This window comes from Roseateles sp. P1_C6 (genome assembly GCF_056406315.1).
The window spans coordinates 126822-146345 of sequence record NZ_JBFUAK010000012.1; the positions used below are offsets into that span (position 1 = coordinate 126822).

Here is a 19524-nt window from a genome sequence, read left to right on the forward strand (position 1 = left end):
GAGATCAGGCCAGGATCGCGCTGGGATTTCCACCATGTCGCACCGCGAGGTGCTAACGCGTCAGACAGTAGATCAGGCTGAGGCGGCAAACCCGAAATCGACAAGCAATTGGCGGAATTCCGACCAGCCCGGGTCATCGTAGAACTTGATCTCGATGGGGTAGGCCTCGTGATCGGCCAGCGCGTCGTTCAGCGCAGCGATGAAGTGGTCGTGGTCGGCCGTGTAATAGACCCATTCCCTGAGGCCGTTGCCGGTGCGCGCATAGGCCCGGTACCCGATCTGCGCGTCCTCCAGCGGCACGAGCCCAGCGTCCAGGCGATAGATCGCGGCCTGCGTCGTCTCGTCCGGAAAGCTGTCCTCAAGCACGGCGTCATAGGCCCAGCGGATCACAACCATCCAAGGTCGAACGGCCAGCACCTCTTCGGCGGGTAATTCGTTCACGAAATTCCAGATCACGGGCCGACCGTCTGCCAGGGTCTTGCCAATGATCCCTCGGGCTTCGTCAGAGGTGGCTGATGCAAACATGCCGTGATTGCCCTTAACGCGTCAGCCGATAGATCAGCAGCGCCGCGCGGATGGCGCTGCGCTCAATGGAGGCGATGTCCAGGTATTCGTCCGGCGTGTGCGCGCCGCCGCCGCCGGCGCCCAGGCCGTCCAGGCTGTCGACGAACGGCGCGACGAACTGCACGTCGCCCGCGCCGCGCTGGCCGGGCGGGAAGGCGGCGACCGCGCCCAGCCCGGCGTCCTCGCTGGCGCGCGAGTAGCTGTCCAGCAGGCGCAGGTTGCCCGGCGTCGGCGCCATCGGCGGGTAGCTCTCGCTGAACGTGATGCGGGCGCGCGTGCCGGGCAGCGACTGCTCGACGATGGCCTGCATGCGTTCGCGGGCGCGGGCGCCCTGCTCGGGCGTCAGGTAGCGCAGGTCGCCGCGCGCCTGCGCGTCGCGCGGGATGACGTTGGTCTTGCCGAAGGCCGTGCCCTGGCTCTGGCCGTCGTCCCAGGCCACGCTGGTGCCGGCCACCAGCGTGGCCGCGTTGAAGGTCAGGTCCGGCTCGCGCAGCTGTTCGCGGAAGGCGTTGAGGATGCGCGCCGCCTCGTACAGCGCGCCGAAGCCGTCGCGGCCGAACACGCCCGACGAATGGCCGGTGCGCGCCGTCACCTGCAGGTGCCAGGTCCCCGACGCACGCCGCCCGACGGTGCCGGTGGGCCGGCCCTGCTCGTCCTGCGCCGCGCCCTCGAAGGCCAGCGCAACGTCGCTGAGCTTGGCCGCGTCGATCAGCGCGGCCCGCGCCACCTCGGCAGGGCTGCCGACGCGCTCCTCGTCGCCGGTGAAGACGACGCGCACCGTGCGGCCCTGCAGCGCGCCGATGTCGTTCAGCGCGCGCAGCGCGAGCAGGATGATGACGTCGCCGCCCTTCATGTCGGACACGCCCTGGCCACGCACCTTGCGGCCGTCGTTCTGCCACGGCGGCACGGGGCTGTCCTTCTCGAACACGGTGTCCAGGTGGCCGATCAGCAGCACGCGCCTGCCTTGCTCGCCCACGCGCTCGGCCACCAGGTGGCCGGCGCGCTTCATGTCGGCCGGCACGTCGACCCAGCGCGTCTTGAAGCCCAGGGCCTCGAACTCGGCGCCGAACAGCGCGCCGACCTCGCGCACGCCGGCCGGGTTCAGCGTGCCGCTGTTGATGAGCACGCTGCGCTCCAGCAGCTTCAGCGCGTCGGGGGTGTGCTTCCTGACCAGGCCGGTGAGCACCAGTTCGTCGCCGTTGAGGCCGGCGGCCCCGGCGGGGCCGGAAGCGGCGGCCGTGAGCGTGACGAGCAGCAGGGCCAGGGTTTGTCGGATAGCGTGCGGGGTCTTCATGCCCAAAGTGTCACCCGCCCCGCCATGCAACGTCGCCTGCTGCTGACCCTGCCCCTGCTCACCGCACTGCCCGTCAGGGCCGCGGTACCGTCCACGGCACTGCCCAGCGTCCAGGTGCTGCCCGAACCGTTGGCCATGCCGGGCCTGGCGCGCAGCCGCACGCTGCGCCTGTGCCTGCCGCCCAGCTACGCGCTGGCGCCGCAGCGGCGCTACCCGGTCATCTACATGCACGACGGCCAGAACCTGTTCGACGCGGCGACCGGCTATGCCGGCGAATGGGGCGTGGACGAAACGATGGCCGCGCTGGCCAAGGAGACCGGCTTCGAGGCCCTCGTCGTCGGCATCGACAACGGCAGCGACAAGCGCAACACCGAGATGGCGCCCTATGACCATGCCCAGCTGGGCAAGGCGGAGGGCCGGGCCTATCTGGACTTCATCGCCAAGACGGTCAAGCCCTTCATCGACGCCGGCTGGCGCACGCAGCCGGCGCGCGAGCACACGGCGCTGATCGGCAGCTCGCTGGGCGGCCTCATCAGTCACGCGGCCATGCTGTGGCACGGTGAGGTGTTCGGCCGCTACGGCTTGTTCAGCCCGTCGTACTGGGCCGCGCCGCAGCTGTTCGCCGCGACGGCGCAGGCCAGGCTGCAGACCGACACGCGCATCCACCTGTACTGCGGCGGCAAGGAAGGCCGCGGCATGGTGGAAGGCACGCAGCGCATGCACACGGAGCTCGCCCAGCAGATCCCGGCCGATCAGCTCAGCCTGCACATCGCCGAGCAGGCCGGCCATAACGAGGCGGCCTGGGCGGCCGAGCTGCCGGCGGCGCTGCGGGCCTTGTTCAGGCTGAGCTGACGGCGCTGTCGGCGGTGCTGCTCGCCACATGCAGGCGCGTCTGGCTGCGCCAGGCCGGCAGGCCGTCGGGTGCCTCACGCGGCAGCAGGCCGTCGGCGCGCACGGCGCCCACGTAGCCATCGCGGCCCTGCGCCTTGGCGGCGTACAGCGCCGAGTCGGCCAGGGCGAGGCAGGCGCGCCAGTCCCACAGTCGCGGGTGGCGCGGGTCGAGCGGGAAGGCGCAGAAGCCGATGGACACGGTCACGTTGACGGTCGCGCCCGGGCCGATGTCGAAGGGCTTGTCGCGCACGGCGGCGCAGACGCGCGCGGCCAGCTCGGCGGCGTCGCGGCGTTCGGTCTCGCGCGCCAGCGCCAGGATCTCCTCGCCACCCCAGCGCACCAGCGAATCGGTCTCGCGGAAGACCTGGCGCAGCCGCTGCGCCAGCTGCACCAGCACCGCGTCGCCGGCCGCGTGGCCGTGCTGGTCGTTGACGCGCTTGAAGTGGTCCAGGTCCAGCAGCATCAGCAGCAGGTCGGCGTCCGGGCCCGGGCCGTCACCGTCCGCCGTCTCGAATCGGCGCAGGCACAGGCGCAGGTCGTCGTCCAGGCGCAGCTCCAGGTAGCGGCGGTTGCGCAGGCCGGTCAGCGTGTCGGTCAGGCTCAGCTCGCGCAGCTCGGCGGTGCGCTCGTCCACCAGGCCTTGCAGCTCCGACTCGCGCTGGCGCAGCAGCCGCGTGCGCCAGCGCATCCAGCCCCAGATGCTGGCCAGCGTCAGCAGCACGCCGGCGACGCGCGCCGATGTGGTCTCCCACCATTCCGGCGCCAGCACGATGGGCAGCTGCAGCTGCTCAGGACCCCACAGCGTCTGGTGGGCCGTGGCACGCACCTGCAGCGTGTAGTGGCCGGGCTTGAGCGGGCCGAAGCTGGGGTTGCGGCCGTTGGCGTCGACGCGGGTCCAGTCGTTGTCCAGCCCCTGCAGCCGGTACTCGTAGCGCAGCCGCGATGGGTCGGCATAGTCCAGCGCCGCGAACTCGACGGACAGCGTGCGCTTGGCCGGCGGCAGCTGCAGGCCCTCGCGCGGCGTGCGCGGCTGCTCCCAGGGCTGGCCGTTGACGCGCAGGCCGCTGATGACCAGCGGCGGGCTGGACGGCTGCACGCGCCAGACGTCGGGCTGCACCCGCAGCAGGCCGCGGCTGCCGCCGAACAGCAGGCCGCCACCGGGCAGCTCGGTGCTGGCAAAGAACCAGAAGCTGCCGAAGTTGGCGCCCTCGGCGCTGCCGAAGTTGTCGATGCGGTCGGCCGCCGGGTCGTAGACGTAGATCTGGCTCCAGATGCGGCCCTCGCCGTCCTCGTGCAGGTTGCCGCCGAACACGCCCTCCACGCCGTGGCGCTCGCTGATGCGCTCGAAGCGAGCACGGCCTTGTGCGTCCCAGCCGCGCAGCCGGTGCAGGCCGCTGACGGGCGTGTCCACCCACAGCCGCCCGTCGCGGCCCCACAGCAGGCCCATGACGATGGGGCTGGCCAGCGCCTCGCCCGGCGCCTGCGGCACGACCTCCAGGCCGCCGTCGCCGGGTGCGTGTTCGCGGTACAGGCCTTGCTGGCCGCCCACCCACAGCCGCCCGTCGGGCGCCTGGGTCAGCGTGTAGATGCCGCCGTGCAGGCGCAGCCCGCCCAGCGGGTGCACGCGCTCCGGCGCCGCCGCCGTGGCGCTGGCCAGCCGGTACAAGCCCTCCTGCAGGCCGACCCAGACGCTGCCGTCGGCGCGCAGCAGCAGTTGCTGGGCACGACCGCCGTCCAGCGCCCAGTCGCGCAGCAGCTGCCCCGACGCGGCGCGGTGCTCCAGCCGGCCGGCCGCGGCCAGCCACACGCTGCCATCGCCCGCCTCGGCCATGATCTCGACGACGCTGCGCCGCTCGCGCGGCCATTCGCCCAGCGTGGCCAGCTCGCGCCCGAGGCGGCCGTCCAGGCGCACGACATGGCCGGTCTGCGTCGGCGCCAGCACCTCGCCGTTCTTCAGCGCCAGCAGCGCGCGCACATCGGCCTCGGCCAGCGGGCCGCCGATGTCGGGGCCGCGCACGGCCAGCGCCGGGTGATACAGATGGCGCTGCACACCCAGGCCGTAGCCACTGACCCACATCGCGCCGCTGCGGTCGCGCAGCAGGCCGCTGATGTCGTTGCCGGCCAGGCCCATCACGCGCCGGGCATCCTGGCGCAGCCGCACGTCGATGCTGCCGCTGGCCGGGTTGACCCAGAACAGCCCGTTCTTGCTGCCCACCCACAGCCGCCCGTCGGCGGCCTCGGCCAGCGCGTGGATGGGCAGGCCCAACGCCTGCACCCAGCGCACCTCGCCCTGCTCGACGACACCCAGGTGCCCGTCCTGCGTGCCCAGCCAGATGCGGCCGGCGCGGTCCTCGGTCAGCGCCAGCACGGGCATGCCGTCGGGCAGGCCGGGCAGGGCCACGTCCTGCCAGGCGCCACCGGCATCGCTCACACGGCGGGCCAGGCCGCGCCAGTGGCCGGCCCAGACCGTGCCGTCGACGCCCACGCGCAGCGCCAGCACGCGCGTCTCGGGCTCGCCATGCCAGCTCAGCGCCTGGGCATCGAAGCGCTTGGCCGCCGGCTCATAGCGGTACAGGCCGCGGCCCAGCGTGCCCACCCAGACGGCGCCGTCGCGGCCCTCGGCCAGCGCGCGTATGGGCGCCTGCGGGCCGGTGCCGCCCTGGGCGCTGCCATGGGACTCGACGCGGTCCTGCTCGGGGTCGTAGGCCACCAGACCCTGGAATTCCGTGCCTATCCACATGCGCCCGTCGGCCGCCGGTGCCAGCGCCCGCACCCAGCCCAGGCTGCGCCGGGCCGTCGTGTCGCCCGTTTGCTCGATGGGTCGCAGCCGGTAGCCGTCGTAGCGCGTCAGGCCCTTGTTCGTCGCGATCCACATGAAGCCGGTGCGATCCTGCGCGATGGCGGGCACCGTGTTCTGCGGCACGGTGACGCTGCGGAACTGCACCTCCAGCGGGCCCGCGCCGTCGTCGGCACGGGCGAAGCCCGTCCCGACCAGGATCAGCAGGGTGGCCAGACCACGAACTAGGGGGTGCATAGGGCCGGCATCCTAAAGGGCGGATGTAACCACCCGACCTCAGCGAGGCATCAAGGCGCCATCAAGGCCCGCAGCACACGCTGCGGATCGGCCATGAAATCGCGCGTGACGCGGTAGTGCTCGGTGTCCTCGTAGGCCACGCGCTGCACGCCGTCGGCGCTGCACTGGTAGATCCACGCGTCGGGGTAGGCCATCAGCAGCGGCGAATGCGTGGCGATGACGAACTGGGCCTGCTGCTGCACCAGCTCGTGCAGGCGCGCCAGCGCGGCCAGCTGGCGCTGCGGCGACAGCGCCGCCTCGGGCTCGTCCAGCAGGTACAGGCCCTGGCGGCCGAAGCGGTTCATCAGCAGCGCGAGGAAGGACTCGCCGTGCGACTGCTCGTGCAGCGAATGCCCGCCATAGCCGCCGATGATCGGCGGGCCGCCCGGCCCTTTGTCCAGGTGCTCGATCTCGGTCGCGACGTTGAAGAAGCTTTCGGCGCGCAGGAAAAAGCCGTCGCGCGGCCGCTTGTAGCCCTTGGCCACGCGCAGGAACTCGTGCAGTTCGGAATGCGACGCCCGCGTGCCGAAGTTGAAGTTCTTGCCGCCGCCCTCCGCGTTGAAGCCCAGCGACACCGCCAGCGCCTCCAGCAGCGTCGACTTGCCGGAGCCGTTCTCGCCGATCAGGAAGGTCACCTTGGGGTGCATCTCCAGCCGCTCCAGCGTGCGCACGGCCGGCAGGTTGAACGGGTAGCGGTCGAAGGACTCGACCTTGTCGCGCTGCAGGGCGAGGTGGAGGACGAACTGGGTGGAGAGCATGGCGCTCCTTGGACCGCAGCGCCCGCGCTAGAGGCAGATCCAGAGCAGCAGGCGCTTTCCCTGCGCGACCGCAGTCGCGGCGAGCGCGGCCAGTTCACCCAGTCTTTTCTCCACGTCGTCAGCCACCCATCGGTCGAGCTTTGCCTCTTCGATGTTGGCCCACGCGCCGGCGACCTTTGGCAGGTCCGATCCGGGCATGGTGGCCAGCAGATGGACCAGGTCCTCTGGCAGGGCATCAATCCAAGGTCCTTTCTCGCCGCCATCGACCAGCGCCTCGAAAGACTTCATGTACTCGATGACCTGCTCGTCGTCGGGAGGCAGCCCCTTCAGGATGAACCGAAGGCTGGCCAACTTGACTTGATCGACGCCTTTGGCCTCAAGGGTGGGCCAAATGCTTGCGTGTCCTTGCGCATTCAGGATGGCCGGTGCATCTTCTTCGATGGCAACGATAAGGTCGGTCAGCATGAGGCGTCGGCATCCGGATGAGATGAACGGAACTATGCCAATGAATCAGGCCACCGCCGCCACCGCATCCACCACCACCCGCCCATCCAGCAAGCGCAGCGTCCGCGACGCCTGCGCCGCATGCTCCAGCGAGTGCGTGACCATGACCAGCGTCGTGCCCTCGGCGTTGAGCTCACGCAGGATGCGCATGACCTCCGCGCCGTGGGCGCTGTCGAGGTTGCCGGTGGGCTCGTCGGCCAGCAGCAGCGCGGGCCGCGCGGCGATGGCGCGGGCGATGGCCACGCGCTGCTGCTGGCCGCCACTGAGCTGGCTGGGTCGGTGCCCGGCACGGTGGGCGATGCCAAGGCGTTCCATCACCTCGGCCACGCAATCGCGGCGGGCCTTGACCGGCAGCTCGCCGTACTCCAGCGCCAGCGCGATGTTCTCGGCCACGCTCAGGTCGTCGATGAGGTTGAAGCTCTGGAACACGAAGCCGATGCGGCCGCGGCGCAGCGTGTTGAGCCGCTTTTCGTTCCAGCCGGCCACGTTGTGGCCGTCGAACCAGTACTCGCCGCCGCTGGGCGCGTCCAGCAGGCCCAGGATGCCCAGCAGCGTCGACTTGCCGCAGCCCGATGGGCCGGTGATGGCCAGGTATTCGCCGGCCTCGATGTCGAGGTCGATGCGGTCCAGCGCGGTGGTCTCGATGTCGCCGCTGCGGAAGGTCTTGGTGAGGTGGCGGAGTTTGAACATGGCTTCTCAGTTCAGCTGAAGGGCGGTAGCGCCCACAAAGGCGCGGTAGGGAGAGACGACGACCTGCTCGCCGGCCTGCAGGCCGCCCAGCACTTCGATGACGCCGTCGGCGCGGCGGCCCAGTTGCAGCGGCCGGCGCTCGGCATGGCGGCCATCGGCGTCCAGCACGAAGGCCCAGGCGCCGCCGGTGTCGGTGTAGAAGCCGGCGTCGGGCAGCAGCAGCGCGTTCTGGGCCTGGCCCAGCGTCAGGCGCACGTCCAGGCCCTGGCCGACCTGCAATGGCGGCGGCTCGGCGTCGAAGACGAGCTCGACGGTGAAGCGGCCGTCCTTGACCTGCGGGTCGATGCGGGCGACGTGCAGCGCGTGGCTGCGGTCGTCGTGCCGGAGTTCGGCGGCCAGCCCCTCGCGCACGCGGCCGAGGTGGAATTCATCCAGCCGCAGCTCCAGCTTGAAGCGCCCCAGGCTGTCCAGCCGGGCGATGCGCGTGCCGCTGCGCACGCTTTCGCCCACCTGCAGCGCCAGGCCGGTGACGCGGCCGGCCACCGGCGCGCGCACGGCCAGGCCTTCGCTGGCAGTGCGCATCGCGGCCAGGCGCTGGTTGAGGTCGGCGACGGCGCGCTGCATGGCCTGCACGGACTGCTCGCGCGTGGCCAGCTCCTCGCGGCCATCGGCCTGCTGCTGCGTGAACAGCCGCTCGGTCATGGCCAGCTTGTCGGCCGAATCCTCCAGCGCCGCGGGCGACAGGAAGCCCTTGGCGGCCAGGTCGCGGTTGCGCTCGTGCAGGCGGCGCACGCGCTCCAGCTCAAACTGGCCTTGCGTCAGCTCGCGGCGCTGCTGGGCCTGCGCCTGCATCCACGCGGCACGCAGCGTGGAGAAGTTGGCCAGCTGCTGCGCGGCCTCGCTGGAGCGCGCCATCAACTCCTGCGCACGCTGGCTGCTGGCCAGCACGACCAGCAGCTGCCCGGCTTCGACACGGGCACCGTCCTTCACCAGCACCTGCTCGACGCGGCCGTCCTCGGTCGCGTCCAGCAGCACGGACTGCAGCGGCTGCACCGTCGCGCGGCCGACGACCACGTCGCGAAAGGGCCCGGTCTTGACGTTGGCGATCTCGACGTCGGCACGCGCCACCGGCACGCCGCGCGGCCAATGGCGCACCAGCAGCAGCGCCACGGCCAGCGCGGCCACGGCAGCCAGCCCGATGAGGCCATAGCGCCGCGGCACCGCCACGCGCCGGTCCATCGCGGCGCCGGAATTCATGCCTGCGGGCCGAGCGCGGGGGATTGGCCAAGGCAGTCCTTGGGCGAGAGGCTCCGCCATTTCACCCTCGCAAGGCCTGCAAGGGCCGCAGCGCCAGCGCCGCGTGCAGGTGGCGCGCCACGGCCAGCGCCGTCACCGCCACCAGCAGTGCCGTGGCCGCCAGCAGCACCCACAGCGAGAACGGCCCCACGGGCGCGCGCTCGACAAAGCCCGCCAGGTGCTGCTGCGACAGCCACGCGGCCACCGGCAGCGCGACCGCGCAGGCCAAGACCAGCACGCCGGCGAATTCGCGCGCCAGCAGGCCCGCCACCGCGCCGGCCCCGGCGCCGTGCAGCTTGCGCAGCACGATCTCGCGCTCGCGCCGGCGCAGCGTGTAGGCGGCCAGCCCGTAGACGCCCACGGCCGCCAGGCCCAGCGCCAGCAGGCCGGCGATGCCGATGAGCCGGCCCAGGCGCGCGTCGTCGGCCACCTTCTGCAGCAGCATGTCGCGCACCGGCAGCGCGCTGGCATCGGCGTCGGGGAAGCGCTCGTTGACCAGCGCGGTCAGCTTGGCCGCCGTGGCCTTGGCATCGCGGGTGTGCACGCCGAGCGCGCCGCCGCCGCGCTCGGCCACCGGCCGGATGGCATGCGGCTGCGGCGGGCTGCGCGGGCCCTCCAGGCGGATGTCGTCGATGACGGCCACCACCGTGGCGGGTTTGCCGTCGTCGATGTTGGGCGCCGTGCCGAGCTGCCGGCCCACCGCCTCCTCGGGGCTGGCAAAGCCCAGCGCGCGCACGGCGCTGCGGTCCAGCACGATGCCCTGTTGGGCCACCTCGGCGACATGGTCGGCCGACAGCCGCCCGGCGATGACGCGCATGCCGTAGAGCTGGAGATACCCCGGCGTGAAGCCGACACCGGTGCGCAGGCTCACCGACTTGCCGCCCGCGCCGCGGAACTCGCCATACCAGCTGGCGAAGTCGCGGCCGGGCACGTCCTCGGCGGCGGCGGCGGTGATGACCTCGGGCCAGCTGCGCACGCGCGCCAGCAGCGCGGCTGTCTGCGCCGGCTCGGCCTCCCAGGGCAGGTCGATGGCCACGCGGTCCTGCAGCTCAAAGCCGCGCGGGATGGCGCCGGTGTGCTCGGCCTGCCACAGCACCGTGAGGGCCAGCGACGCGAACACGGTGGCGGCGCCAAACTGGATCGTCGTCATCAGCAGGCGCAGCCAGCGGCTGGCCGCGCCCTCGCTGTGGCTGCGCCCGGCCAGCGATTCGGCCGGCCGCACGCGCAGCGCGATGGCGCTGAGCGGCAGCGCGCTGATGGCGGCGATCACCACGCACAGCAGCACCGTCAACACCACCATGCCCGGCGCCAACACCGGCGCGTGGAACTGGCGCTGCATCAACACCTGCGCGGCCGGCGTGGCCCACCAGGCCAGCAGCAGGCCCAGGGCGCCGGCCGTGCCCGCGACGACGGCGGCCTCGCAGAAGAACTGCCACGCCAGCTGCGGCGCGCCCGCGCCCAGCGACTTGCGCAGGCCGATCTCGCGCTGGCGCTTGAGCGTGCGCACGCTCCACAGGTTGACGAAGTTGATGACCGCCAGCGCCAGCACGCCGGCGGCGGCTGCGGCCAGGCTGCCCAGCTGCAGGCGGCGCAGCGGGCTGCCGGCGCCATGCAGGCCCACGTCCTTCACCGGCAGCGCGCGAATGTAGGCCGCCTTGCCGCCGCCCTTCAGAAAATTCATCGGGAACCCGGGCGGGAGGGGCTGCTGGTCCATCAGCCGCTGCGCCAGTGAGCTCAGCTGCGCGGGCTGCGCGCCGGGCTGCAGGCGGGCGTACAGGCGGCCCGACGGCTGGTACCAGCTGTCCGACATGGCCAGGTAGGCCTTGGCGGCCGGCGCGTTGAAGCCGGCGATGGCGTCGAACACCAGCGCGCCGTTCAGGTTGGGCGTGGGCAACACAGCCTTGACCGTCAGCGTGAACAGGTGCGCCGGTGCGCGGCCCTGGGGGTCGGGCGGCAGCGCGAGGGTGAAAGTGCGGCCCAGCGCCTGCGTGGTGCCGAACAGCTTCTCGGCGGACGCCGCGCTCAGCGCGATGCCCTCGGGCGTGGCGAGCGCCGCGGCCAGGTCACCGGCCAGCGGACGCAGCCCGAGCATGGCCTGCACGTCGGCATCGGCCAGCGCGATGCTGAGCCGGGTGCTGCGCTGCACGCCCTGGGCATCGGCCGAGCGCGCCGGCAGACCCGTGAACAGCACGCGGCTCATCGCCTCCACCGGCGCGCCGTTGGCGCGCAGCTCGCGGTGCAGCGGCACGATGGGCACGTCGCCGAACCATTCGGTGGTGATGCCGCCCGGGCCGCGCGCCTGGAACTCGAACGTGACCAGGCGGTCGCGCTCGGGCAGGTCGGCATCCGGCCACAGCACGTCCTGCAGGAAGCTGGCGGTCAGCAGCGTCAGCGCCAGGCCCAGCGCCAGCCCGGCGATGACGAGGGCGGCCGGGCCAGGTTCGGCACGCAGCTGGCGCCAGGCGCTGCGCCAGGTGGAGGTGGTGAGGTTCATGTCGCTTGTTTTGCAAGAGGTGGGCCAGCGGCTTCTGCCTGGGAAGGCGGGGCCGGCATGACCGGTAAGCGTTCGCTTGCGGACACCCCGACTGTCCGGTTCCGGACACCGTCTTGCCCCGGTGGACAACGGGCGCCTACAGTCGCGCCCTTCCATGGCCGGCATCCTGATCCTCGACGACGACCCCGACGTGGCGCTGGCCGCGCGGCTGGCGCTGCGCCGGCTCGGCTCCGTGGTCGTGCGCAGCGACCCGCGTGACCTGGCCGCGGCGCTCGACGAGACCCGGCCCGATGTGCTGCTGCTGGACATGAACTTCACGCCAGGCGCCAGCGACGGTGCGGCCGGCCTGACGCTGCTGCGCGAGGTGGTCGCGCGCCGCCAGGCACCGGCGGTCGTCGTCATGACGGCCTATGCCGAGGTGGAGCTGGCCGTGCAGGCGTTGAAGGCCGGCGCGGTGGACTTCATCACCAAGCCCTGGCCCAACGAGCGGCTGGTGGCGTGCGTGCAGGCGGCGCTGGCGCGACGCGCGCCCATGCAAGGTTCAACGGCGGTGGGCGAGCTGCTGGGCGAGTCCGCCGCGATGCGGGCCTTGCGCGCGCAGATTGCGCAGGTGGGCGCCAGCGAGGCCAGCGTGCTGATCCTGGGCGAGAACGGCGTCGGCAAGGAGCTGGTGGCGCGCGCGCTGCATGCCGCGTCGCCACGCGCGCAGGGCCCGCTGCTGGCGGTCGACATGGGCTCGCTGCCCGAGGCGCTGGTGGAGAGCGAGCTGTTCGGCCACCGGCGCGGCAGCTTCACGGATGCGCGCGAGTCGCGGCCCGGGCGCTTCGTGGCCGCCGCCGGCGGCACGCTGTTCCTGGACGAGATCGGCAACCTGCCGCTGGCGCAACAGGCCAAGCTGCTGGCCGCGCTGGAGCGCCGCGAGGTGACGCCGCTGGGCAGCGACAAGCCGGTGGCCGTGGACGTGCGCGTGCTGGCCGCCACCAACGTGGCGGAGGCCGAGCTGTTCGATGCGCGGCGCTTCCGGCCCGACCTGCTGTACCGGCTCAACACCGTGGTGCTGCGCGTGCCGCCGCTGCGCGAGCGCGGCGCGGGCGACATCGCGCTGCTGCTGCGCCACTACCTGGCGCAGTTCGCCAAGCGGCCGGTCGAGCTGACAGCCGATGCGCTGGCCAGGCTCAGCGCCTACCGCTGGCCCGGCAATGTGCGCGAGCTGCGCCAGGCCTGCGAGCGCGCGACGCTGCTGGCCACCGGGCCGGTGCTCGCGTGGGACGACTTCGGCCTGGGCGCATCAGCCTCGCCCGCCGCCGCGGCCGCGCCACCCACGCTGGACCTGGACCAGCGCGAGCGCGAGGCCGTGCAGGCGGCGCTGGCGCAGGCGGAAGGCAACATCAGCCGGGCGGCCAGGCTGCTGGGCGTCAGCCGCGCGGCGCTGTACCGGCGGCTGGACAAGCATGGGCTTTGATCGCGCCCGCGTCGCTGCCGCCGCCGTCGCGCTGGCGGCGAGTTCAGCGGGTGCCGTCGCGTCGCTGGCCTCACCGCGCCTGCTTGTCGCCTGTGCGCTGGCCGGCCTCGCCGCCGCGGCCTTGGGCTGGGCCGCGCTGGGCCGCCTCGCCCACCGCCCCGCGCCGCTGCCGCCCGACCCGCCGCCCGCGCCGCGCCCGGACCTGGACGCCGCGCTGGAGCACGCCCCGCTGGCGCTGTGGCGCCTGGTGGCCGGCAGCGCGCCGCTGGCGTTGAACGTCGCGGCCCGCCGCCTGATCGCGCCCGGCCGCGCCGTGGCGCCCGCCGACCTGCTGGCGCTGCTGGACGCCCAGCCCGGCCGGCGCGTCGTCACGCTGCCCACCGAGCATGGCCAGGAACGCGCGGTGCTGGCCGTGGCGGCGCTGACCGTGCAAGGCGAGGCGTGGCGGCTGGCGGCGCTGGCGCCCATCGAGTCGGAGCTGGAGACCGAGACGCTGGCGGCGTGGCGCCAGCTGGTGCAGGTGCTGACGCACGAGATCATGAATTCGCTGACGCCGATCGCATCACTGGCCGCCAGCGCGCCGGCGCTGCTGGACGCCGGCGAACACGAGGAGCTGCAGGCGGCGCTGACCACGCTGGCGCGGCGCGCGGCGCATCTGCAGGGCTTTGTCGAGCGCTACCGCAGCGTCAGCCAGCCGCCCGCGCCCACGCTGGCCGACGTGGCATTGTTGCCGCTGCTGCAGGCCGTGCAGCGCCTCGTGGCCCCGGCCTGGGGCCAGGCGGGCGGCACGGTGGAGATCGCCGCCGAGCCCGAGACGCTGGCGCTGCGCACCGACGCGGCGCAGCTCGAGCAGGTGCTCATCAACCTGGCGCAGAACGCGCTGCAGGCCTGCGCCGGGCGGGCGCAGCCGCAGCTGCGGATCGAAGCGTCCTTGAGCCGCGGCGCACGGCTGCGGCTGCGCGTCAGCGACAACGGCCCGGGCGTCGCGCCGGGGCTGGAGGGGCGCATCTTCACGCCCTTCTTCACGACGCGTGACGGCGGCAGCGGCCTGGGCCTGGCCGTCGTGCGCCAGCTGGTGCACGGCCTGGGCGGCACGGTGCGCTACGCCAAGCGGCCCGGCGGCGGCGCCTGCTTTGTGTTGACCTTCTGACGACAAGTTAGGGGGTGACGGGTCACGGCCCTGTCACCGCGGCTGCCTAGCCTGCGACGCTCTGCCTTCCCTGCATCCGACTGGAGCACCTCGCATGTTCAAACCCCTTCGCTGGGCCGGCGTCTGCCTGCTCGCCGCCGCTTCGCTGAGCGCGAGCGCGCACGACCACTCCCGCGCCCGTGCCGAGAACGCGCCGCTGGTCATCGGCCACCGCGGTGGCGCCACGGGCTACCTGCCGGACCACACGCTGGAGAACTACGCGCTGGGCATCGCGATGGGCGCCGACTACGTGGAGCCCGACCTCGTGGCCACCAAGGACGGCCACCTGATCGCCCGCCACGAGCCCAACCTGATCGCGACGACCAACGTCGCCTCGCTGCCGCAGTTCGCGTCGCGCAAGCGCACGGCCGTCATCGACGGCGCGCCCGAGGTCGGCTTCTTCGCCAGCGACTTCACGCTGGCTGAGATCAAGACGCTGCGCGCCATCCAGCCGCTGGCCGACCGCGACCCGTCGTTCAACGGCCAGTTCGAGATCCCGACCTTCGAGGAAGTCATCGCCTTCGTGAAGCGCAAGTCGGCCGAGGAGGGCCGGCGCATCGGCATCTATCCCGAGACCAAGCACCCGACCTACCACCAGAGCATCGGCTTGGCCCTTGAAGACCGCCTGCTGCGCGTGCTGACCCGCGCCGGCTGGAACCACCGCGGCGCACCGGTCATCGTGCAGTCCTTCGAAACCGCCAACCTGAAGTACCTGCGCAGCAAGTCCAGCCTGCGCCTGGTGCAGCTGGTGGATGCCGACGACGTCGACGCCGACGGCAGCCTGGCCTTCAACAAGCCCTATGACAAGCCGTACGACTGGGTCGTGTCCGGCCGCGCCGGGCTGTTCAAGGACTTGCTGACGCCCGCCGGCCTGGCCGAGGTGCGCAGCTATGCCGACGGCGTCGGCCCGTGGAAGGTCTACCTGCTGTCCAGCGCCTGCAAGACGGTCGCGGCCGGCGGCGGCTGCGCCGACAGCAACGGCGACGGCCTGGTCGACGAGCGCGACCGCAAGCTGCTGCCCGCCACCGACATCGTCGCCAACGCGCACAAGCTGGGCCTGATGGTGCACCCCTACACCTTCCGCAGCGAGCAAAAGCGCCTGGCCAGCGACTACAAGGGCAGCCCGGTGGCCGAGTACCTGGCCTTCTACGAGCTGGGCGTGGACGGCGTCTTCGCGGACAACGCGGACGCGGCCTTCGCCGCGCGCGCGATGTTCCTGCTGAAGAACGACCCCGGCTACGCGCGCTGCCTGGTCAACGGCCGCGGCTGCGTCAACAGCCGCGACTGAGATGTCTGCCCCTCGCCCAGCCTTGCCGCGCTGAACGCCGGCAAACCTGATCGGTCCCCCGGGGAACGACGATGCTTGCGGCATCGAGCCGCAAGCACATCGCCTGCGGGCCGGCTTGGGGCGGCCCGGCGCTGGTCCGCCGTCAAAAAGCGCGGTAAAGGCGGGCAATGTCCGGCATGTCGTGCCGTGATGCCGGCTTTCCTCGGTGGTGACGCCGGGCGGCGGGTGTTAGGCTGCCCGGTCTGATACCCCGGGGATGGAGATGTTTCACGAGTTGCAGGAGTTGTTGGGCGCTTATTTGATGCCGGTGCTGATCGCGATACCGCTGGCGATCATCGTGCTCATTGCCGCCTTCAAGCGTGACGACTACCGCCCCCCGCGCGAGTACACGCCCCCGCCGCGGCCGCCCGAAGGCGCGCCACGCGCGGCCCAGCCGCCCGTCGTGCTGCCACCGCTGCCCGGCTCGGCCGGTGCCGGCCGCTCCATGGCCAGCGCCTTCGTCACGGCCCCCACGCCCATGCAGCCGCCGGCCCCCGACGCCGCACCGCAGGCGCCCGAAGGCCCGCCCACCGTCCTCATCGCCGACGACTCGGCGGTCGTGCGCACCAAGCTCAGGCGCCTGCTCGAAGGCGCGGGCCTGACGGTGTTGCAGGTGAACGACGGCAACGAGGCCATCGCCCAACTGGACGCCAACCCCGAGATCGCCGTGCTGATCACGGACCTGGAGATGCCCAACAAGGACGGCTTCGAGCTGATCGCCGACGTGCACGGCAGCCTGACGACCGAGGACCTGCCCGTCATCGCCATCACCGGCCACGACGAGCTGCACGGCCGCGTGGGTCAGATCGAAGGCGTCTACGGCATCTTCAAGAAGCCCTGGAACGACCGCGAGCTGCTCAAGCGCGTGGAGTCGCTGATGCACCTGCGCACGGCCGCCTCGCGCCGCGGCCGCCGGGTGACGGACCTGCGGGCGCCGCCGAGCGCCTGAGGCGCCGCCCCGGCCTCACGCCGGCTTGAAGCTCCACCTCATCTTGATCTCCGCCTGACCGGTGCCCGCCGGCAGGCGCGCCTGGTCCTGGCCGTCGGCGCTGAGCTGCACCAGGCGCTGCTGCAGCCAGGCCTGGGCCTCCAGCCACTGCAGCGGGAGTCGACCCTCGTGGCGTTGCGCGCGGCGGTTGGTTTCCTCGCGGGTGCGCACGCCTTGCACGTCCTGCGGCACCGTCGCCAGCGCCGTCCAGACTCGGCCGTTGCGCGTGTCCAGCACGGCCTGCAGCGTCGGGCAGGGCAGGTCGTCGCGGCGGGTCTCTTGCCCCAAGGCCGTCTCGGTGTAGGTGACGACGCCTTGCACGTCGTTGAAGCGGCCCTGCACGCGCTCGTCCAGCTTCGCGCTCAGCTGCAGGCCACAGGCCATCACGCCGGTGAAGAGCAGGTAGGGCGTGGCCGGGCCGCTGTCCTCGGGCGCGTCAACGCCGCCGCCGGCCTGGCGGCGCGCCTCGGCGCGGCAGGCCTCGCGGGCCTTGCCGGCGGGCTGCTTCTCGCAGGCAGCCGCAGCATTGCCATAGGCCTGCAGCCGGCCCTGCGAGCCCGGGTTGACGCCCGGCATGGCCGCCGCACTGAGGGCCGAGGCTTCGCGCATCAGGCAGGCGCTGTCCTGGCCGCAGCGCGCCTGCAGCGCCTGGGCCTTGGCCTGCATCGCGCCGATGTCGGGCATGGCTGCCATCGGTACGCCGGCGGCCATCCGTTGCGCGCCCTGGGCGGCCTGCAGTTGGCGGCGGTGGTCCTCGGGGTCCAGCGGGTTGTAGGGGATGGGCGTGCCGTCGCTGGCCAGCAGCGCGCTGAGCTGCCAGCGCTGGTTCAGGCGTTGCTCGCCGCGGTCGCCGCCGGCCTGCACGGGGCCCTGACGCTGCAGTTCGATGTCCAGCACGAGACGGCGCTGCTGCGCGGACTGGGCAAGGGTCACGTCGGTCAGCAAGCAGAAGGCGGCGAGACCCAGCAGCAGCGTCAGCACGGTGCGCGGGGCGGTCGGGTAGGTGGTGGGCATGCAGGGCTCCGGCGGGGAAAGGAATGGCCGGCATCGTCGGACGCGCGCCGCGCCGGCGCATCGCCCGCGGAGAGCCATGCCGGGCGGCGCGGGCCATGGCTCTTGTGTGGCTCCTCTCGACCAAACCCATGGCGCGGTGGGGTTGACGCCCACTGCAGCCGTTAGGCCCACGCCGGCTGCTGCTACGCTTGGCCCCAGCTTCCAGGGAGGGTTGCATGCGATCCACTGTCACTGCTGTCGATCCTGTGCGTCGAATGCTGGTCTGGGCGCCCGTCGCCGCCGGCGCGCTTTACCTGTTCGCCCGGTCAGACGACCAGGCCAGCACGCCAGCCTTCAACGTCAAGGAAGTCCTCGTCGAGGAAGCCAAGGCGCTGATGGCCGCGGGCGCCTGGGTCGTCGACGTGCGCGAGCGCGCGGCCTATGAGGCGCGACACCTCCCGGGCGCCTTGCTGGCACCGCTGTCCACGCTGGAGACGGCCATCCCGGCCGCACTGCTGGCGGTGCGGGAGCAGCCCCTCGTGGTCTATTGCGGCGACGGTCGCACCATCGGCCCCAAGGGCACGCACCTGCTGAATGCGGCCGGGTTCGCCCAGGCGGTCAACCTGAAGCCGGGCATCCAGGGCTGGGCCTCGGCCGGCCAGCCCGTCGAGCACGGGGCCGGCAAGCTCGCCTGAGTTGCCGTCGACGCCGCTGCGGGCTCAGGGGAGCACGCGCACCTTGATGCTCCTGAAATGCACCTCGCTCTCTGGGTCATGCCCCTGCAGCGCGAACGTGCCGCTGGCCAGGAAGCGCTGCTCCAGGCCCTTCTTGCGCACGATGGGCGACTCCTCGGTGTAGTCGGCCGTCTTCTCCGCGCCGACGAAGGTGGTGACATGCTTGCCTTCGACACGCACGGTCAGCGTGAACCAGCTGCCGTCGGGGGCGATGACCTTGGGAAAGTCCTGCACGCCCCACAGGCCGCCGGTGCGGCTGGGGTCGGTGTGGGAGTTGTTGACCTGCACCTCGTAGCCCAGGCTGGGCCAGCCGACCTCCTGCCAACGGGTGTGGAAGTAGACGCCGGAGTTGGCCTTGGCGAAGGTCATCACGTCGGCCTTGAACTCGAAGTTCCTGAACTCGTGCTGCTGCACGGGGCCGACGTAGAACAGGTGCGAGCGCGGGCCGCGCACGACGATGGCGCCGTACTTGACGCTGAACGTGCCGGGCGCGTCGCTGGCACGCCAGCCGTCCAGCGTCTGGCCATCAAACAGCAGCTGCCAGCCAGCGGCTTTTTCTTCGGGGGTGAGGGCGTTCATGTCGGCGGCGTGGGTGGTGGCGGCGAGGACCAGGGCGGTCAGGGCGAAGAGCTTGCGCATCAGGAGACTCCAACGATCTGCAGGACTTTGAGGGGCGGGCCGTCAAACGTGACGGAGGGCACGTTGCCGACAAAGCCGAGGTCCTGGCTGCCCTCGGGCGTCGTGTAGAAGCCGCCGGCGGTCAGGTCGCGAAAGCGTGCGAAGAAGCTCGCGGCTTCGGCGAACTCGGGCCTGGCTTTCTCGACCCAGCAGATGTCATCGGCGATCTGCGCCTGCTGGGCCGCGGCGAGCTGGTCGAAGCGCTGGCCGGCAAAGCGGCGGCCGCTCTCGGCGTCCAGCCAGGCCAGGCCGGCGACGATGCGGGCCTTGTCCTTGGCCTGGGCCGGGTAGGGCGCGCTGACCCATTCGTCGATGAAGAGGTGCACCTTGAGCTGCGCGGCGCTGGGCGATTGCGCGTCGGCCGGGATGATGAAGCCGCACAGCGCCTGCGCGCAGCGGCGCTGCTCGGGCGTGAAGGTCAGCGGCCACAGCTCACCGCTGCGGTAGGACAGGGTCAGCTTGGGGTCGGTGCCATAGCCGTTGCCACCCTTGCCGGACTTGCGCGCAGGCGTCGCACCGGCGGACCGATCCACGCCCAGCGCCGCGCTGGCGGCCAGCATCCATTGCAGAGTTTCTCGGCGGTCCATGC

17 protein-coding genes are annotated in these 19524 nt (G+C 72.2%); 6 read left to right on the top strand and 11 right to left on the bottom strand.

Features of this window, described 5'->3' with window-relative positions; genetic code table 11:
* Positions 1-72: 72 nt before the first annotated feature.
* Both AC1D29_RS24785 and AC1D29_RS24790 read right to left on the bottom strand, forming a co-directional pair.
* Positions 73-525 (bottom strand): DUF695 domain-containing protein, encoded by a 453-nt coding sequence (locus AC1D29_RS24785; RefSeq protein ID WP_477902506.1) that lies wholly within the window; start codon positions 523-525, stop codon positions 73-75.
* A 13-nt stretch (positions 526-538) separates the two neighbouring features.
* Positions 539-1858: a M20/M25/M40 family metallo-hydrolase gene (locus AC1D29_RS24790; protein ID WP_477902508.1), complete on the bottom strand. Its 1320-nt coding sequence runs from the start codon at positions 1856-1858 to the stop codon at positions 539-541.
* Positions 1859-1882: 24 nt separating this feature from the next.
* On the opposite strand from AC1D29_RS24790, the gene AC1D29_RS24795 reads away from it, so the two are divergent.
* Positions 1883-2710, top strand: a complete 828-nt coding sequence (locus AC1D29_RS24795) for an alpha/beta hydrolase (RefSeq protein ID WP_477902510.1) — start codon at positions 1883-1885, stop codon at positions 2708-2710.
* Here the strand turns inward: AC1D29_RS24795 and AC1D29_RS24800 are convergent.
* From AC1D29_RS24800 to AC1D29_RS24825, 6 genes are all read right to left on the bottom strand, one after another.
* Entirely contained in the window at positions 2697-5783 is a 3087-nt protein-coding gene (locus AC1D29_RS24800; RefSeq protein WP_477902512.1) for a ligand-binding sensor domain-containing diguanylate cyclase, read from the bottom strand. The genes AC1D29_RS24795 and AC1D29_RS24800 overlap by 14 nt on opposite strands.
* A 50-nt stretch (positions 5784-5833) precedes the next feature.
* Entirely contained in the window at positions 5834-6580 is a 747-nt protein-coding gene (locus tag AC1D29_RS24805; RefSeq protein WP_477902514.1) for an AAA family ATPase, read from the bottom strand.
* A gap of 27 nt (positions 6581-6607) precedes the next feature.
* Positions 6608-7045 (bottom strand): hypothetical protein, encoded by a 438-nt coding sequence (locus AC1D29_RS24810; protein ID WP_477902516.1) that lies wholly within the window; start codon positions 7043-7045, stop codon positions 6608-6610.
* 45 nt (positions 7046-7090) lie between these two features.
* On the bottom strand, positions 7091-7774 hold the full coding sequence (locus AC1D29_RS24815; protein ID WP_477902518.1) for an ABC transporter ATP-binding protein: 684 nt from the start codon (positions 7772-7774) through the stop codon (positions 7091-7093).
* Positions 7775-7780: 6 nt separating this feature from the next.
* Positions 7781-9031 carry an efflux RND transporter periplasmic adaptor subunit gene (locus AC1D29_RS24820; protein ID WP_477902520.1) on the bottom strand — a complete coding sequence of 417 codons (1251 nt, stop codon included), beginning with the start codon at positions 9029-9031 and terminating at the stop codon, positions 7781-7783.
* Positions 9032-9092: 61 nt separating this feature from the next.
* A complete protein-coding gene (locus AC1D29_RS24825) occupies positions 9093-11564 on the bottom strand; it encodes an ABC transporter permease (RefSeq protein WP_477902522.1) in 2472 nt (823 codons plus the stop codon).
* 154 nt (positions 11565-11718) lie between these two features.
* On the opposite strand from AC1D29_RS24825, the gene AC1D29_RS24830 reads away from it, so the two are divergent.
* From AC1D29_RS24830 to AC1D29_RS24845, 4 genes are all read left to right on the top strand, one after another.
* Entirely contained in the window at positions 11719-13026 is a 1308-nt protein-coding gene (locus tag AC1D29_RS24830; RefSeq protein WP_477902524.1) for a sigma-54-dependent transcriptional regulator, read from the top strand.
* Positions 13016-14176: a sensor histidine kinase gene (locus tag AC1D29_RS24835; protein WP_477902526.1), complete on the top strand. Its 1161-nt coding sequence runs from the start codon at positions 13016-13018 to the stop codon at positions 14174-14176. The genes AC1D29_RS24830 and AC1D29_RS24835 overlap by 11 nt, the downstream gene beginning before the upstream one ends.
* A gap of 94 nt (positions 14177-14270) precedes the next feature.
* Positions 14271-15503 carry a glycerophosphodiester phosphodiesterase gene (locus AC1D29_RS24840; RefSeq protein ID WP_477902528.1) on the top strand — a complete coding sequence of 411 codons (1233 nt, stop codon included), beginning with the start codon at positions 14271-14273 and terminating at the stop codon, positions 15501-15503.
* A 256-nt stretch (positions 15504-15759) separates the two neighbouring features.
* Complete coding sequence (locus AC1D29_RS24845) at positions 15760-16491, top strand: response regulator (protein ID WP_477902530.1); 732 nt, start codon at positions 15760-15762, stop codon at positions 16489-16491.
* 15 nt (positions 16492-16506) lie between these two features.
* Here the strand turns inward: AC1D29_RS24845 and AC1D29_RS24850 are convergent, their stop codons facing one another.
* Entirely contained in the window at positions 16507-17544 is a 1038-nt protein-coding gene (locus tag AC1D29_RS24850; protein WP_477902532.1) for a hypothetical protein, read from the bottom strand.
* 215 nt (positions 17545-17759) lie between these two features.
* On the opposite strand from AC1D29_RS24850, the gene AC1D29_RS24855 reads away from it, so the two are divergent.
* Positions 17760-18218: a rhodanese-like domain-containing protein gene (locus tag AC1D29_RS24855; protein WP_477902534.1), complete on the top strand. Its 459-nt coding sequence runs from the start codon at positions 17760-17762 to the stop codon at positions 18216-18218.
* Between the two features lie 24 nt (positions 18219-18242).
* Here AC1D29_RS24855 and AC1D29_RS24860 read toward each other — a convergent pair whose 3' ends face one another.
* Complete coding sequence (locus AC1D29_RS24860; RefSeq protein WP_477902536.1) at positions 18243-18896, bottom strand: 3-keto-disaccharide hydrolase; 654 nt, start codon at positions 18894-18896, stop codon at positions 18243-18245.
* Positions 18896-19522, bottom strand: a complete 627-nt coding sequence (locus tag AC1D29_RS24865) for a gluconate 2-dehydrogenase subunit 3 family protein (RefSeq protein WP_477902538.1) — start codon at positions 19520-19522, stop codon at positions 18896-18898. Before AC1D29_RS24865 ends, AC1D29_RS24860 begins: the two co-directional genes overlap by 1 nt.
* Positions 19523-19524: the final 2 nt, after the last annotated feature.

Coding starts and splice junctions, on each gene's coding strand:
- AC1D29_RS24785 (WP_477902506.1), bottom strand. CDS start 525: ATGTTTGCATCAGCCACCTCTGACGAAGCCCGAGGGATCATTGGCAAG.
- AC1D29_RS24790 (WP_477902508.1), bottom strand. CDS start 1,858: ATGAAGACCCCGCACGCTATCCGACAAACCCTGGCCCTGCTGCTCGTC.
- AC1D29_RS24795 (WP_477902510.1), top strand. CDS start 1,883: ATGCAACGTCGCCTGCTGCTGACCCTGCCCCTGCTCACCGCACTGCCC.
- AC1D29_RS24800 (WP_477902512.1), bottom strand. CDS start 5,783: ATGCACCCCCTAGTTCGTGGTCTGGCCACCCTGCTGATCCTGGTCGGG.
- AC1D29_RS24805 (WP_477902514.1), bottom strand. CDS start 6,580: ATGCTCTCCACCCAGTTCGTCCTCCACCTCGCCCTGCAGCGCGACAAG.
- AC1D29_RS24810 (WP_477902516.1), bottom strand. CDS start 7,045: ATGCTGACCGACCTTATCGTTGCCATCGAAGAAGATGCACCGGCCATC.
- AC1D29_RS24815 (WP_477902518.1), bottom strand. CDS start 7,774: ATGTTCAAACTCCGCCACCTCACCAAGACCTTCCGCAGCGGCGACATC.
- AC1D29_RS24820 (WP_477902520.1), bottom strand. CDS start 9,031: ATGAATTCCGGCGCCGCGATGGACCGGCGCGTGGCGGTGCCGCGGCGC.
- AC1D29_RS24825 (WP_477902522.1), bottom strand. CDS start 11,564: ATGAACCTCACCACCTCCACCTGGCGCAGCGCCTGGCGCCAGCTGCGT.
- AC1D29_RS24830 (WP_477902524.1), top strand. CDS start 11,719: ATGGCCGGCATCCTGATCCTCGACGACGACCCCGACGTGGCGCTGGCC.
- AC1D29_RS24835 (WP_477902526.1), top strand. CDS start 13,016: ATGGGCTTTGATCGCGCCCGCGTCGCTGCCGCCGCCGTCGCGCTGGCG.
- AC1D29_RS24840 (WP_477902528.1), top strand. CDS start 14,271: ATGTTCAAACCCCTTCGCTGGGCCGGCGTCTGCCTGCTCGCCGCCGCT.
- AC1D29_RS24845 (WP_477902530.1), top strand. CDS start 15,760: ATGGAGATGTTTCACGAGTTGCAGGAGTTGTTGGGCGCTTATTTGATG.
- AC1D29_RS24850 (WP_477902532.1), bottom strand. CDS start 17,544: ATGCCCACCACCTACCCGACCGCCCCGCGCACCGTGCTGACGCTGCTG.
- AC1D29_RS24855 (WP_477902534.1), top strand. CDS start 17,760: ATGCGATCCACTGTCACTGCTGTCGATCCTGTGCGTCGAATGCTGGTC.
- AC1D29_RS24860 (WP_477902536.1), bottom strand. CDS start 18,896: ATGCGCAAGCTCTTCGCCCTGACCGCCCTGGTCCTCGCCGCCACCACC.
- AC1D29_RS24865 (WP_477902538.1), bottom strand. CDS start 19,522: ATGGACCGCCGAGAAACTCTGCAATGGATGCTGGCCGCCAGCGCGGCG.